Genomic DNA, 15004 nt, shown 5'->3' on the forward strand with positions numbered 1-15004 from the left:
CGATTATTCAAAATAGGCCCATTTGTACTGCGCATTGCCCAGCCCGGAAATGACGACATCTTTCAAGTTCGGATTTTTCGCGTAAACTGTGGATTTGAAGTAGAACGGAATTACTGGCATTTCATCCACCAGCAGCTTTTCTGCATCCTGCAAGATCGCCTTGCGTTTGGCAGCATCCTTTTCCTTGGAAGACTTGGCGAGCAGCTCGGCGTATGCCTTGCTTTCCCATCCGGTGTGGTTGTTGCCTTCTTTCGTGCGGAAAATTTCCAGGAAGTTGATCGGATCGTTGAAATCGCCTGTCCAACCCATGCGGGCTACCTGGAACTTGCCATTTTTCACGTTTTCGTAGTACACGTTCCACTCTTGGTTCTCCAGCTTCACTTGTACTCCGAGATTTTTTTGCCACATGTCTTGCACGGCTTGCGCGATTTTGGTCTGCGCTTCTTCTGTGTTGTAGGAGAGCGTGATTGGCGGCAGCTTGTCGGCGCTCGCGTATCCTTCTTCCTTCATGCCTTCTGCCAGAAGCTGTTTCGCTTTTTCCACATCGTTGTCCTTGAACAAGCCTTGCGTGTTTTCTGCAAACATGGTCGGAGGCACTACGGCTGTCGCAACCAGTTCGCCGCCTTGCGTCACGTTGTCGACGATGTCTTGGCGGCTGATCGCCAGTGCGAACGCTTGGCGAATTTTTTTGTTATTGAACGGTTTTTGTTGCGTATTGAACTCGTACCAGTACGTTCCTGCTTTCGGCGTAATCTCCAGAAGACCTTTTTCCTTCAGCGTCTGCATCGCGTCGAGCGGCAAGTTTCCGGTAGGCGCTCCTGCCCAGTCCAGATCGCCGTTCTCCAGCATGGACAACTCGGTATTGGCGTCATTGATGATGTTCATTTCGATTTTCGTCAGCTTGACTGTGCCAGCATCCCAGTAGTTCTCGTTTTTCTCCAGCACCAGCTTGTTTTTGTGATCCCAGGAAGTCAGCTTGAACGGTCCGTTCGAAGTGTAGTTCGGACCTGCGTCCTTCGCCCAATCCGGGTGCTCTTTCGCTACTTTTGTGTTAACCGGGAAGTAGCTGTAGAAAGCGGTCAGCTCCAGGAAAAACGGCGTCGGGTTTTCCAACTGGACGACCAGTGTCTTGTCATCCGTCGCTTTTACCCCGATCTCTTCCGGCTTTGCTTTTCCGCTGAATGCCGCTTCTGCATTTTTCACATAAAAGAGCTGGTAGGCGTATTCGGAACCGTTTTTCGCGTCCAATACCCATTTCCAGGCGTTCTCGAAGTCGTGTGCCGTTACCGGATCACCGTTTGACCATTTGGCGTTGTCCCGCAGTGTAAAGGTATAGGTGAGCAGATCGTCGGACGCTTTGATTTCTTGGGCAATCGCCGGTTGTGGCACGCCGTCTTTGTCGATTCGTGTCAGTCCCTCAAACGTCTGGAAAATGACATTGGAAGACCATACATCTGTAATCATTCCCGGATGCAGAGAAAGCGGCTCCGTAAAGTTGTTCAGTCGGAGCACCTGCTCAGGCTGTTTGGTTTCCTTCGCTGGTGCCGGCTGAGTTGTCGCCTGTTGCGATGGCTGGGCTGGTTTTGCGGCTTCCGGTGCCTGTCCGCACGCCGCCAGAGATACGGTCAAGCCTGTCGCGAGTACCGCTTTGACCGTTTTATTCCACCAGTTGCTGTTCTTGTTTGCTGTCATCATCGTTTATTCCCCTTTTTTAGGGAGCCGTTGTTGTCCATTCTGCTGTTGCCATTCTTTCAGCTCGTCTTTGATTTGGTATAGTTCTGCCCGGGTTTCAAGCTTAAACGCTTTTAACTCGCTTTTGATGCAGGCAAGCTCATGAAACAGCTTGTCCCACATTTCCTGGTCCTGTGCCATGTTCGCCTCCTTTCTGCGCTGCTGTTGCCAGTTGTCATTCGGCTAGATCACGAGCCGAGCTATAAGCTGTGCAAACGATGGCTATAATGGTGGGGAAGCTTGTTGCTCAAAAAAATCCACGAATTTTGTCGATTTGGCTGATCATTCCATTGTGGAATCTTTTGATTTTTCTTACAGAATACCATCAAACTCACACTTACTGGAAGCGACAATTTTCAACATTTGGAGAAGTGGAGGTTTTTGTTGCGGGAGCAAGGACATTTCCCTATGATGAAGAAGAGCTTTTTTTAAAGACCTTGGAGGTAATGACATACACATGCGAAACAACATAAAGCGTGAAGATATTGAGCTGTTGGCCCCCGCAGGCAACTGGGACTGTTTGAAAGCCGCCGTCGCGAATGGTGCCAACGCCATCTTTTTCGGTGTAGAAAAGTTCAACGCACGCGCACGCGCGGAGAACTTTCAAATGGCTGAGCTGCCTGAGATTATGGCTTACTTGCATATGTACGGTGTAAAAGGTTTTCTTACCTTTAATATTCTCGTATTCGAAAACGAGCTGGAGGATGCCCGCGAGCTGATTGACGCCTGTATTCACGCCGGGGTGGACGCGGTTATCGTCCAGGACCTCGGTCTGGTGAAGCTGATTCGCGAAATCTCCCCTGACTTCCCGATCCACGGCTCCACGCAGATGACGATCACTTCCCCGGAAGCTGTCGAATTTACGAAACCATTCGACATGGAACGCGTCGTTTTGGGCCGGGAAAATTCCTTGAAGGAAATCAAGAAGATCGGCGAAAAAGCGAAGCTGCCGATGGAAGTTTTTGTCCACGGCGCTTTGTGCGTCTCCTACTCCGGTCAGTGTCTGACTTCGGAAATGTGGGGCGGCCGCTCTGCCAACCGCGGCGAGTGCGCCCAGGCTTGCCGACTGCCGTACGATTTGATCGTGGACGGCGTGCAAAAGGATATGGGCAACATCGCCTACGTCCTCTCGCCAAAAGATCTGGCTGCCGTCGACCTGGTTCCCGAGCTGATCGAGGCAGGCGTCACTTCTTTTAAAATCGAAGGGCGCCTGAAATCTCCGGAGTACGTAGCCAACGTGGTCAGCAAATACAACGCGGCAATCGAGCGCTATTTTGCCGGACAAGACACAGGCCCGTCGGAAATAGAAATTCGCGAGTTGCAGCAAAGCTTTTCCCGTGGTTTCACCCACGGATTTTTGGAAGGAACGAACAACAAGCAGCTCATAGATGGATCGTTCCCGAAAAGCCGCGGCGTCTTTTTAGGTACAGTGAAAAAGTTGCTGGGCACAAGCGTGCTCGTGGAAATTGCTGCTCCTGTCAAACGCGGTGACGGCATCGTGTTCGACGCGGGCGACCCGACGCAAAAAGAAGAAGGCGGACGCGTCTACGATATTTTGTCCCGCGGCAAAAAGATCGAGGGCGAAGTGGAAAAAGGCGTGTACGAGATCGTGATGGGCCGAAACGACGTCAACCTGAAACGACTCCACGTAGGCGACCGCGTCTGGAAAACAAGCGATCCCGAGCTTGACCGCCGCCTGCGCAAAACGTTTGAAACGGAAAAGCCGTACCGCACGTTCCCACTGTCGGTGCATGTCAGCGGCAAGCTGGGCGATAAACTCTGCATCACCTGGGTGGACAAACAGGCGAACCACGCTGTCACCGTTCCGTCGGAGAAGCTGCTGGAATCTGCCGTGAAGCGACCGCTGACGCACGAGCTTTTGCATGATCAGCTCAGCCGTCTGGGCGGAACGGTTTACCATCTGGACGCTCACGATTTGACGGTTGACCTTGCCGGAGACTTGATCGTTCCGGTCAGCGAGCTGAACCGGATGCGCCGTGAAGCGGTAGAGCAGCTTGTGTACTTGCGTTCCAAGCCGCCTGTCTACCAGCATCGCGATGTGAATGTGTATGCGGACGTGCCTCGCTCGCAGCCGGTGGAAAAGCCGCTGTTGACAGCTTTGTGCCGCTCGCTGGAACAACTGGAAGCTGCGGCGCAGACGGACGTCGATTTCCTTTACGCGGACTTCGAATTTGTCAAACAGTATCCAGAAGGCGTCAAGCTGGCGCACAAATACGGCAAGAAAATCGGGATTGCCACGATGCGCATCCACATGCCGGATGAAAACGGCGTGCTCGCCCTGATTGCCAAAAGCAAGCCGGACGCGATTTTGGTGCGCAATACAGGGGCACTCTACTACTACCTGTCCCGCAAGGATGAGATCGACATCCCGCTGATCGGCGATTTCTCCCTGAACGTGGCCAACCATAAAGCGGTGGAGCTGTTCCTCGAAGCTGGCCTGACACGGGTCACGCCTTCGTATGATCTGAACATCCAGCAAATGGTGGACTTGCTCAGCCGCTCCAACGCAGCAAACATGGAGCTGGTCATCCATCAGCATATGCCGATGTTCCATACCGAGCACTGCGTATACTGCACGTTCATGAGTGAGGGAACCGACCATACCAACTGCGGAACCCCATGCGAAACCTCTCGCATCTCGCTCAAGGATCGCGTCGGCTTCTCGCATCCGGTGCGGGTAGATACCGGCTGCCGCAACACGGTGTACAACGCCATCGACCAGTCTGGCGCGGAGTATTTGAAAGAGTTCCGCTCCCTGAATGTAGGCAGCTACCGCATCGAGTTTCTGGAAGAAGAACCGGAGCGCGTGCGTGAAGTCATCAGCCTGTATCGTAAGGCTCTGCGCGGAGAAGTTAGCGGCACACACGTATGGCGCACGCTGAAAGCGACCAACCAGCTCGGCGTCACGCGTGGACAGCTGACCAAATAACAAGCAGCGTTGGAGAGGAGACCAAGCAATGGCAGATTTGAAAGAGGCAACCCAGGAAAATTTGGCGGTTCTGATCGAGGGCATCAAAGCCAAGCTCAACATGGCGAACACAGCGGTTATGCGCCCGGAAGATTTTGACCTCGCCCACTACGAAGACCTTTTGTACCTGTACAACATGGTGCAGAAAAAAACGGCGTTTGGCATCAATGAGATGACGGCGATCGTCGAAGAATTAGGGGCTATGAGAAAACAAGGCTAGTACGCAGCACGCGTCAAAAAGCGGCGCCTCCCTTTTGCGGAAGCGGCGCTTTTTTTATGTTATGGTTTTTGGTTTTTTTATGGCTTTTGGCGGACTGCGCTTGCTTACGACGGCTGGGGTACTCTTTTTTGTGCGGCAGCCTCTTGTCTTCGCGGCGTTTTGTTGCCGAGGAACAGCGCTAAAACGAGCGCGATGACGGTAAACAGCGTGGCGATCATAAAGGCATCGTTTGTGCCCATGGCAATTCCTTGCTTCGTCGCCAGCTGCATCTGGGCGAGGTCAGCCGGGTTGAGGTGCTGGCTTCGGACGATATCCGCCGTGTGGGCTGCGCTTTTCGTCGTCATGATCGTGACGAACAACGCTGTGCCGAGCGCTCCCCCTATCGCGTTGATCGTGTTGGACATCGCCGTCCCGTGCGGATTGAGCTGCAATGGCAGGGCGTTCAAGCCTGACGTCATGACGGGCATCATCAGCATCGACAGTCCGAACATGCGCACGGTGTAAAGCGTCACCAAGTAGCTGTAGCTTGTCGAGAGGCTCAGCTTCGTGAAGCCGTAAGTCGTGACGATCGTGATAATGAGTCCGATCAGGGCGAGCCATTTTGCGCCAAACTTGTCAAACAGCTTGCCTGTGATCGGAGACATGATGCCCATGATGATGCTCCCCGGCAAAAGCAGCAAGCCTGATTGCACAGGTGTGAAGTGCAGGATGTTTTGCACGTAGACAGGCAGGAGAATCATCCCCGAGTAGAGCGACATGTTGACCATCAGGCTGATCAGGACGGCCAACGTGTAGGCCGGAGTTTGAAAGATGCGAAACTCCAGCATCGCATGGTCAATCGACAACTGCCGCCAGACAAACGCCCCCAAGCTGATACAGCCCACGAGCAGCATGCCGATGACTTCTGCACTCCTCCAGCCCGCCGCGCCTGCGGAGCTGAAGCCGTAGAGCAGCCCGCCGAAGCCGATCGTCGACAAGACGACTCCCCATGAGTCCAGCTTCGGATTTTGCGTCTCGGTCACATTTTTCAGGACGAAAAAGGACGTGACCAGCACGATCAGCGCAATCGGCAGGACGACGAAAAACAGCAAGCGCCACGAGTAATGCTCGACAATCCACCCGGACAAGGTCGGCCCGATCGCCGGGGCAAAGACCATGGCAATCCCGACGATGCCCATCGCGGAACCGCGCCGATCAGCGGGGAACATGTTGAAAATGACATTGGTCATGAGCGGCATGAGAATCCCTGCCCCCGCTGCTTGCACCACGCGTCCGATCAACATGATCGAGAAGCTGGGGGCAATGCCGCAGATGAGCGTTCCTGCGGCAAAAAGGCTCATTGCGGAAATAAACAGCTGTCTGGTCGTATATTTTTCCATCAGAAAAGCCGTCGTCGGGATCAGGACGCCGTTGACCAGCATGTAAATGGTGATGACCCATTGGGCTGTGGAGGTAGTGATGTGGAATTGCTCCATCAGCTTGGGGAGGGCTACGTTGAGGAGTGTCTGGTTCAGCAGGGCCGCTATCGCTCCGGCAATAATGACGCCGAGAATCGGTGCCCGCTGGATGTTTGTTTCTGTCGCTCCCTGCTCGTTCGTCATGAATGATTCCCCTTTTTTGGTTCTGGTTTTTGTTAGTATGCTGCCTTTTTCCTAGGGGCATTCTTGGAGTTGGCGGGGGGTTCTAGGCGGAATGGTGAATGACTGAAAGATTGCTTGGGATCGTGCTTTGGAGTCTGCTTTATTTCGAAACTTCGGAGATCGCGAAGAAAAGGATGAAGGATTGAAAGATTGGTTTGGGGGGGCGCTTCGTAGTCTGCTTCGTCGGTACTTTTGGCGTGGCGAGGAAAGAGACGAATCGCTGTAGCTTCTTGGGATACCCCCTGTTGACTTAGACTGCACGGCTCCGGGGAAAAAGCGAAACCGCGTCAAAAGCAGCATCTCACAGAAGCGAGGGCACGTTGACGCTTAAAACCGTGTTTCGCTTTTTCCTCGCAGCCTCGGTCGGTATCCCAAAGAGCTTTCGCGGATTTCGTCTCTTTCTCGTCTGGGGCTGGTTGTGGTCGGCGGAGGTTTTAAAGAAAAGGCTGAATGATTGAAAGCTTTGTTTGAGATGGCGCTTCGTAGTCTGCTTCGTCGGTACTTTAGGCGTGGCGAGGAAAGAGACGAATCGCTGTAGCTTCTTGGGATACCCCCTGTTGACTTCACTGCACGGCTCCGGGGAAAAGCGAAACCACGCCAAAAAAGAGATTTCTCATCCCTGATCAACTTTCAAAAAGCACTATCCAACCAAAGCACACGTCGGCCGAGGAAACAGGGGAAACAAGCGAAAGGGCTTTGGGACTCCTTCCAAGGCGCAGGCGAAAAAGGAAAACACGCTTTCAGGCGGCAACGTGCGTCCGCTTCCCTGATCTCTAATCAAGCAAAAAAAGAGCCTCCCCAAACACCCCGGAAGACTCCCTCACTCTAACTTTCAGACTTCCTTACCCCTCGTACTTCCGCAGCACAATCACCGCATTGTGTCCACCAAAGCCAAAGGAATTGGACATCCCCACGTTCAGCGCCATGCGACGGGCTGTATTTGGCACATAGTCCAGATCACAGACGGGATCGCGCTCGTCCTGGTTGATCGTCGGCGGTACGACTCCCTCCTGAAGGCTCTTGATCAGCGCAATCGCCTCCGCGCCGCCTGCCGCCCCGAACATATGCCCTGTCATCGACTTGTTGGCCGTGATCGGGATGCGCCCGGCGTGGTCGCCCAACAGACGTTTGATCGCCAGCGTCTCCGAACGGTCACCGACTTCCGTACCTGTAGCGTGAGCGCTGATCACATCCAGCTCCGCAGGCTCGATTCCCGCTTCCTCCAGCGCCCATTTCATCGCCCGGTATGGGCCAAGCCCTTCCGGATGGGTAGCAACCATATGGTAGGCGTCGGAGCTTGCTCCGTAGCCGATTACTTCCGCGTAAATCCGAGCGTCACGCTTCCTTGCATGCGAGTAAGACTCCACAATCAGGATACCCGCTCCCTCCGCCATGACAAACCCGTCACGCTTGGCATCAAAAGGGCGGCTCGCCGCAGCCGGATCGTCGTTTCGCGTGGACAAGGCAGTCGCATTGCTGAAGCTCGCCAGCGATACCTCGTTAATCGCGGCTTCCGTTCCTCCGGCAATCACTACGTCAGCTTTGCCCGATTGGATCAGCCGATACGCTTCGCCGATCGAAGTATTGCCAATCGAGCAGGCCGTGACAGGCGACATCGTCGGGCCGTATATGCCGTATTTGATGCTGATCATTGCTGCTGCTATATTGGAGATCAGCATCGGCACCAGCGTAGGGCTGACCCGCTCCGGCCCGCGGCTTCTCAGCGTGTCGTACTGGTCCAATAACGTCTGCACGCCGCCAATTCCAGAGCCGACATAGACGCCTATCCGTTCGCGATCGCAATCGTCGAGCCGGAGTCCTGCATCTGCCAGCGCTTCGTCCGCCGCTGCAATCGCAAACTGGCAAAAGCGGTCCATTCTTCTCGCCTCTTTGCGCCCGAATCGCGCCTCCGGGTCAAAATCCCGGACAAGACCCGCGATTTTCGTTTTAAACCGGGATGTATCAAATATGTCAATGTGGGAGATGCCTGGCTTTCCTTCAACCAGGCTGCTCCAAAATTGCTCGACATTGCTTCCGATAGGGGAAATGACGCCCATCCCCGTAACCACTACTTTCTCCATCATTATCCTCCTTTACAAGCCCTTATGGAAACCATCTTGTCACATGATTTATCCTATTACAAGTTGTTGTTTATCCTAGTATAATAAGTAACAGTTTTACCCATTTTCGACTTGGAAAGGAAGTCCGCATGAACAATCAGACACGCCTGCAGGCACTCTCGTCCTTTTTAAAAGCGCAGCGAGCAAAAATTTTGCCTCAGTCCGTCGGGCTTGCTCCTGGCACAAGGCGGCGGACGCCTGGCCTGCGCCGGGAAGAAGTGGCACAATTGGCAGGGGTAAGCTCCACCTGGTACACGTGGCTGGAACAAGGCCGGGATATCAAAGTATCCCCCTCCGTTCTCGATGCCGTATCCAAAGCACTGCAACTGACTGTCGACGAGCGCAAGTATTTGTACGCGCTCGCCTTGGAAAGCGGCACAACTGTCGGCACCACGCTGCACAAAGACGAGTCGCCCCAGATCAGTCCAGCCCTGGAGCGAATTGTGAACGAGCTGCACTCCTGTCCTGCCATCATCTCGGACAGACGACTCCACATCGTCGGTTGGAACAAAGCGGCGGCGCACGTCTTTCTCGATTTCGAGCAAATACCAGTGGAAGAGCGCAATCTGATCCGATTGTTGTTCACGCGAAAAGAGCTGCGGCGGCTCGCCGTCAACTGGGAGCACTTCGTCAGCGGCTTTCTCGCGATTTTTCGCGCGTACTACGGACAGTACGTGGAAGACGAATGGTACGAGCACTTTTTGCGCGAAATGAGAGACGTCCACCCCGACTTTCATCGGCTGTGGGAACAGAGCGACGTCAGCACGGCTCCTGAGGTGCTGCTGGAGTTTCGCCATGCCAAAGCCGGAAAAATGCAGTTTCACCTCACCTCCCTGCAAGTACAGGGCAGTGCTGACTTGCGTTGCAGCATTTATACCCCGGACCCCCAATCGTCGACCGAAACAAAGCTGCGCCAGCTGATGGACCGTCCCGCTGCGGAGACGCCAGACTGAGCTGGCACGCGCAACGCAAAAAAGACCAGCCCACGCTCATTCGGACAGCCCCTCCTGTTCGCTCTGTCTCACAACAGGAGGGCCAATTCGCTGAACTGTAGCTGGTCATTTTTAAGCGTGCGTGTGTGCAAACATGCCACGCTTCCTTGCATTTTTGTTCCCTTTACATGGGGTGTTTCCAACTAATGATTGACGATTCCGACCCGCGCCTCTGCTGCGGACAAATGTCCCGCTTCCTCGCAGCCTTCCCGCCACAACAAGTAGCGAATACTGTCTGCGAGCGCCTCCCAGCTTGCTTCGATTACGTTGGTAGACACCCCGACCGTGCTCCACTTCTCCCCGTTGCTTGCCGACTCGATCAGCACGCGGACTTTTGCCGCTGTCGCTCCGTTTTCATCCAGAACACGCACCTTGTAGTCGGCCAGATGCATGTTGGCGATACAGGGGTAGTAGCTCTCCAGCGCTTTGCGCATGGCGTTGTCCAGCGCGTTGACAGGGCCGTTGCCATCCGCGGCTGTATGTACGCTCTCCCCGTTTACCCGCAGCTTGACTGTCGCCTCGGACGTGATCGACTGGATGGCCGCCTTTTCCATCAAAATCTTGAAAGAATCGAGCGTGAACAAATTTTTCAGCTTGCCGGCAGCCTCAAGCAGCATGAGCGTGAGCGAAGCTTCCGCGCCCTCGTACTGGTAGCCCTGGAACTCGCGCTCTTTGATGCGTGTAATGATCTCGCGGGTCTTTTCCCGATCCAGCGACAGATCGATTTCCAGCTCTTCCATTTTGGCGAGCAGATTGCTCTGTCCGGCCAGCTCGGAGACGAGCACGCGGCGCTTGTTGCCGATGTTTTCCGGCTCGATATGCTCGTACGTTTTCGGATCGCGCAATACGGCGCTGACGTGGATTCCGCCTTTGTGGGCAAAAGCGCTGTGTCCGACAAAAGGCTGGTTGTTCGGCAGCGTCATGTTGGCGATCTCCGCCACATAGCGCGAAAGCTGCGTCAGCTCTTGCAACTGCTCGCTGCTCACGCACTCGTAGCCGAGCTTGAGCTGCAAATTGGGCACAACAGAAATAAGGTTGACGTTGCCGCAGCGCTCCCCGATCCCGTTGATCGTTCCTTGCACTTGCTTGGCTCCCGCCTGAATCGCGGCCAAAGCGTTCGCCACAGCTACGCCGCTGTCGTTGTGCGGATGAATCCCCAGCGGCGTACGAAGTTGTCCGGCAGCCGCCTTGACGATCTCGTATACTTCGTGTGGCAGACTTCCGCCGTTTGTATCGCAAAGGACAATCCAGTCGGCACCCGCCTCTTCGGCAGCCGCAAGCACCCGCAGGGCATACAGCGGGTTTGCTTTGTAGCCGTCGAAGAAATGCTCCGCCAAAAAGAGTGTCGTCAAACCGTTCTGTTTCAAAAAGGCCACCGAATCAGCGACCATGCGCACGTTTTCTTCCAAAGTCGTCTTCAAGGCGTCCGTCACGTGCAAGTCCCATGACTTCCCGAAAATCGCCGCAGCTTCGGCACCGCTGGCGATCAGCGCCAGCAAGTTGTCGTCTGCGGCTGCTGCCACATTCGGACGACAGGTGCTGCCAAAAGCCGTCACTTTGGCGTGCTGTAGCGGAATCTCGCGGATACGCTCAAAAAACGCCATATCCTTTGGATTGCTCCCAGGCCAACCGCCCTCGATAAAATCAATTCCGAACTGATCCAGCCGCAGTGCGATCTTTATCTTGTCTTCCACCGACAGGCTGATCCCCTCTCCCTGCGTACCATCTCGCAGGGTGGTATCGTACAGATACACCTTGCTGTTCATGTTTCTTCTCCACCTATCTCTGGTATTTTCTGAATAGTCACATCATTTGAATCTTTTGACGTTCCCCAGTATACCATAGCCCAAATGGATTGAAAACGCAGGAAAATCCAGGCTTTTTCTATGTCCGCGGGGTACGGACAAAAGCAGCCGTTTGCTCAATGACCGCTTCCAGTTGCGGAGAAGTTCCTGCAAACGGATGACGCGTGTTCCACGTATGGTCGCCGCCTTCTATCCAGTGCAGCTCGCTGTGCTTCGCCGCCTGATGAATCCGTTTGGCACCCTCTACCAGACGGACAAAATCTTTTTCTCCGCTCAAGATGCACAAAGGTGTTTCCATCGAAGACACTTTCGCCAAAATGTCATACGCTTCCCGGTTTTGATCCACATCCTCGATCACCGTCCGCGTAATCGGCATATCTTGCCCGGTGCGCGCATTGGCGATATAGCCGACGCCTGTTTCCGCGATTTGCTTGCGCAGTCCCGCATCAAACAAATTGACATCGGCAATTCCATTCCAGGTCACGATTCCCGCCACGCGCGGATTGCCCGCTCCGAACAGGATGGCATCCCCGCCGCCTTTGCTGTGTCCAAGCACGTACAGTCTGGATTTGTCCACATAGTCTGGCCAGACAAACTCACCGGAATCGATCCATTCGACCAGCGCTTGCAGGTCGGCAAGCTCACGCGCGTACGTGTTGCGGCCGAATTTTTCCAGCTCGTCAAATTCGGTCAAGCTCTCGCCCACACCGTTGCAGCTAAAATTAAAGCGAATCGTCGTCACGCCTCGCTTCGCCAGCTCGTCTGCCACATAGGGGAAGCTGCCCCAATCCTTGAAGCCTTTGAACCCGTGGCAAAACAGCAACAGCGGTTGGCCGGCACCCGCTGCCTCGTCTGTATGTACATTCCCCCGAAGCGTCAAGCCTTCGCCCAACTCAATCGAAAAAGCTTCCTGTCTCATGCTCATCTCCTCCATTCCTTTGTTTGTGAACCTTGCACGCCGTCAAGGAGCACGCGTCCACCTGGCTATTATTATGCCGCATGCCTTGCGCAAAAGAAATGAAAAAGACCCTCCAAGCTGTGGAGAGCCTTTTCACCCGAGTCCGAATCGCTGGTCTTTCATCCGCTCATTTTTTTCGATCAAATACAAGGCGTATTCCAACGGCCTGCGCACTGCCTGCCGATAGCGCCGATGCTCCCCGAGCTGCCGGAATATTTCCCTGCCAGGCTTCGGATTGATCTCGATAATCCACACATGGCCGTACACATCGATGCCTAAGTCAAACCCGAACTCCATCATCTGCCCGAAATGCTGCTCGATTCTGCCGATAGTCAGCGTGACAAGCTCTTTGCATTCGAGCACGATTCTTTTGGCGGCTTCTTGTCCGAAGCGGCTCGCCAAAAAAGGAATGGCTGGCATCGCCGTCCCGCCGCCGTGCAAATTGGACGTCGAAGAGCGCGTCGAACCGATGCGTATGCCCATGCCTGTCAGCCGCCAGATGCCTTCTCCGTCTTTTTGCGCAAGCACCCTGGCATCGACGGTTCGCCCAGGCACCAGAGCCAATTGCAAACCTTGCTGGAGAAAAAACTGCTCTTTTCCGTTCTTTTCTTTTTCCATCCACGCTTCGAGCCGCTCGCATACTTTGCTGATCGAGGACAGCTTTTCCCTGCTTTTCGCCTGCTGTTTGGTTCTGCCATGCAGCAAATAGCCCTCTTCTGTTTTTTCCACGCGCAAAATGCTTCGCCCGCCCGAGCCGTTTGTCGGCTTGAGATACACCTGGCGATGGCGTTTCAGCATCGAAACCAGCGTGCTTCTTGCGTAAGCGAACGTCTCGGGCAGCCATTTCGTCAAAAACGGGTCTTCCAGCAAAATTTGATGGAGATTGAATTTATTCGTAAAACGGCTGTTGGCATAGCGGAACAAGTTTTGCTTGCGAAACGGCGGATAGTGGCTATGCTTCGCCAACGGATAATACCGATAGCGGTCTATGACAATGTCCGGCCACTCAAACCATTCGCTCTTCCAGCCTTTTTCGGCAGGGATGAAGCCTTTGATTTTCCGCTCGGACACATGCACATCCTGCGGCCCGAAAACAAAGACGTCGGCGCCCAGCTCTCTCCCTTCCTTGACCAGACGGCGAAAAAATCCCGGTTCGATAAAGCCGGATTCTCCCCGGTAGGTCAGTATGCCGATCCGTTTTCTCACTGGAGGCAGCCCCCTCCTTTGCTCATCTGATTGCCGTGTGCGGTATGCGATGCCTCATTTCAACAGTTTATGGCAAGACGCCAAAAAAGCGCCATTGCCACTGCTAGGCAAAAGCGCATCTTTGCAAGGGAAAGGTTTATACTACCCCTCTTTTTTCTCCAGATAGAGCAAAGCTGTTCGTCCGAGCAGCTCTCCGGCGATGAGCATGGAGTCTTCGTCGATGTCAAAATGCGGGTGGTGGTGCGGATACTTCGCCAGCTTCTCCGGGTTGCCGGCCCCGACAAACAAATACGCCCCAGGCACCTTTTCCAAATAGTAAGAGAAGTCTTCTCCTCCCATGAGCGGCTTCATCGGTTCCACGCGCTCCGGACCAAAGGCAGCCAGCGCCGCTTCACGGGCGATTTGCGCTTCCGCTTCATGATTGATCACCGCAGGATAGCCGCGCTCGTACGACACTTTCGCCTCTGCGCCCATCATGGCAGCCGTGCCGACAGCGATTTCCGTGAGGCGAAGCTCAGCGCGATCACGCACGTCCGGCAGGAACGAACGCACCGTTCCCGTCAGGCGACAGCTGTCTGCGATGATATTGTTGTTGTCACCGCCGTTGAACGTCCCGACCGTCACGACGACGCTTTCCAACGGACTGACGTTGCGGCTGGCGATCGTCTGCAAATTTCCTACGATTTGCGAGCCGACCACGATCGAATCGACTGTCTCCTCAGGAACAGCGCCATGACCGCCGCGGCCCTTGATTTCGATCACAAAGTCATCTGTATTCGCCATGATCGGGCCACCGCTGATGAACACTTTGCCTACTGGCAGCATGGACCAGAGATGGACGCCAAATACAGCGTCTACGCCGTCGACTGCGCCGTCCGCTGTCATCTGGATCGCTCCGCCTGGCGATTCTTCTTCCGCGTGCTGGAACAAAAAACGGATTTCCCCGGCAAACTGGTCGCGATGCGCCGCCAGCACACTCGCCAAGCCCAACAGTTCGGAGGTATGGGCATCGTGGCCGCAGGCGTGCATGACACCAGGAACCGTCGATTTGTACGGAACATCTTTTTGATCCTGAATCGGCAACGCGTCGAAATCAGCCCGCAAAGCGACGACTTTGCCCGGACGGCTGCCCTTGAGCACTCCGATGACCCCGCGGCCGCCCACTCCGGTTTTTACTTCGTCAAACTCCAGGCCACGCAAAATTTCCGCGATCATCGCCGGAGTTTTTTCCTCTTGAAAGGACAGTTCCGGATATTGGTGAAGATGGCGGCGCCACGCGATCATTTGCGGCTCCACCTCTTTGAGCAACGATTTCAAACGTTCCTGCAACGACATGCTGTGTT

11 protein-coding genes are annotated in these 15004 nt (G+C 54.6%); 3 read left to right on the forward strand and 8 right to left on the reverse strand.

Going from position 1 to position 15004, the window contains the following annotated elements; genetic code table 11:
- Positions 1-3: 3 nt before the first annotated feature.
- Positions 4-1695: a peptide ABC transporter substrate-binding protein gene (locus tag DEP07_RS10725; RefSeq protein ID WP_370641081.1), complete on the reverse strand. Its 1692-nt coding sequence runs from the start codon at positions 1693-1695 to the stop codon at positions 4-6.
- 3 nt (positions 1696-1698) lie between these two features.
- A complete protein-coding gene (locus tag DEP07_RS10730; RefSeq protein WP_167470274.1) occupies positions 1699-1872 on the reverse strand; it encodes a hypothetical protein in 174 nt (57 codons plus the stop codon).
- 316 nt (positions 1873-2188) lie between these two features.
- Here DEP07_RS10730 and DEP07_RS10735 point away from each other — a divergent pair, with 316 nt between their 5' ends.
- Complete coding sequence (locus DEP07_RS10735; RefSeq protein ID WP_173596813.1) at positions 2189-4681, forward strand: U32 family peptidase; 2493 nt, start codon at positions 2189-2191, stop codon at positions 4679-4681.
- A gap of 28 nt (positions 4682-4709) precedes the next feature.
- Complete coding sequence (locus DEP07_RS10740) at positions 4710-4940, forward strand: DUF1128 domain-containing protein (RefSeq protein ID WP_063227962.1); 231 nt, start codon at positions 4710-4712, stop codon at positions 4938-4940.
- A 104-nt stretch (positions 4941-5044) separates the two neighbouring features.
- Here the strand turns inward: DEP07_RS10740 and DEP07_RS10745 are convergent, their stop codons facing one another.
- A complete protein-coding gene (locus tag DEP07_RS10745; RefSeq protein WP_122963857.1) occupies positions 5045-6541 on the reverse strand; it encodes a DHA2 family efflux MFS transporter permease subunit in 1497 nt (498 codons plus the stop codon).
- Between the two features lie 881 nt (positions 6542-7422).
- Positions 7423-8661, reverse strand: a complete 1239-nt coding sequence (fabF, locus tag DEP07_RS10750; RefSeq protein WP_173596812.1) for a beta-ketoacyl-ACP synthase II — start codon at positions 8659-8661, stop codon at positions 7423-7425.
- 128 nt (positions 8662-8789) lie between these two features.
- Between fabF and DEP07_RS10755 the strand changes: the two genes are divergently transcribed.
- On the forward strand, positions 8790-9653 hold the full coding sequence (locus DEP07_RS10755; RefSeq protein WP_242774830.1) for a helix-turn-helix transcriptional regulator: 864 nt from the start codon (positions 8790-8792) through the stop codon (positions 9651-9653).
- A 182-nt stretch (positions 9654-9835) separates the two neighbouring features.
- Here DEP07_RS10755 and cimA read toward each other — a convergent pair whose 3' ends face one another.
- From cimA to DEP07_RS10775, 4 genes are all read right to left on the reverse strand, one after another.
- Complete coding sequence (gene cimA / locus DEP07_RS10760) at positions 9836-11458, reverse strand: citramalate synthase (RefSeq protein WP_287102453.1); 1623 nt, start codon at positions 11456-11458, stop codon at positions 9836-9838.
- Positions 11459-11576: 118 nt separating this feature from the next.
- A complete protein-coding gene (locus DEP07_RS10765; RefSeq protein WP_287102454.1) occupies positions 11577-12416 on the reverse strand; it encodes an alpha/beta hydrolase in 840 nt (279 codons plus the stop codon).
- 132 nt (positions 12417-12548) lie between these two features.
- Positions 12549-13661: a YheC/YheD family endospore coat-associated protein gene (locus DEP07_RS10770; protein WP_122963852.1), complete on the reverse strand. Its 1113-nt coding sequence runs from the start codon at positions 13659-13661 to the stop codon at positions 12549-12551.
- A gap of 141 nt (positions 13662-13802) precedes the next feature.
- Positions 13803-14996: a M20 metallopeptidase family protein gene (locus tag DEP07_RS10775; RefSeq protein ID WP_122963851.1), complete on the reverse strand. Its 1194-nt coding sequence runs from the start codon at positions 14994-14996 to the stop codon at positions 13803-13805.
- Positions 14997-15004: the final 8 nt, after the last annotated feature.

The organism is Brevibacillus sp. (genome assembly GCF_003521185.1).
Classification (GTDB): Bacteria; Bacillota; Bacilli; order Brevibacillales; family Brevibacillaceae; genus Brevibacillus; species Brevibacillus parabrevis.

Coding starts and splice junctions, on each gene's coding strand:
- DEP07_RS10725 (WP_370641081.1), bottom strand. CDS start 1,695: ATGATGACAGCAAACAAGAACAGCAACTGGTGGAATAAAACGGTCAAA.
- DEP07_RS10730 (WP_167470274.1), bottom strand. CDS start 1,872: ATGGCACAGGACCAGGAAATGTGGGACAAGCTGTTTCATGAGCTTGCC.
- DEP07_RS10735 (WP_173596813.1), top strand. CDS start 2,189: ATGCGAAACAACATAAAGCGTGAAGATATTGAGCTGTTGGCCCCCGCA.
- DEP07_RS10740 (WP_063227962.1), top strand. CDS start 4,710: ATGGCAGATTTGAAAGAGGCAACCCAGGAAAATTTGGCGGTTCTGATC.
- DEP07_RS10745 (WP_122963857.1), bottom strand. CDS start 6,541: ATGACGAACGAGCAGGGAGCGACAGAAACAAACATCCAGCGGGCACCG.
- fabF (WP_173596812.1), bottom strand. CDS start 8,661: ATGGAGAAAGTAGTGGTTACGGGGATGGGCGTCATTTCCCCTATCGGA.
- DEP07_RS10755 (WP_242774830.1), top strand. CDS start 8,790: ATGAACAATCAGACACGCCTGCAGGCACTCTCGTCCTTTTTAAAAGCG.
- cimA (WP_287102453.1), bottom strand. CDS start 11,458: ATGAACAGCAAGGTGTATCTGTACGATACCACCCTGCGAGATGGTACG.
- DEP07_RS10765 (WP_287102454.1), bottom strand. CDS start 12,416: ATGAGACAGGAAGCTTTTTCGATTGAGTTGGGCGAAGGCTTGACGCTT.
- DEP07_RS10775 (WP_122963851.1), bottom strand. CDS start 14,996: ATGTCGTTGCAGGAACGTTTGAAATCGTTGCTCAAAGAGGTGGAGCCG.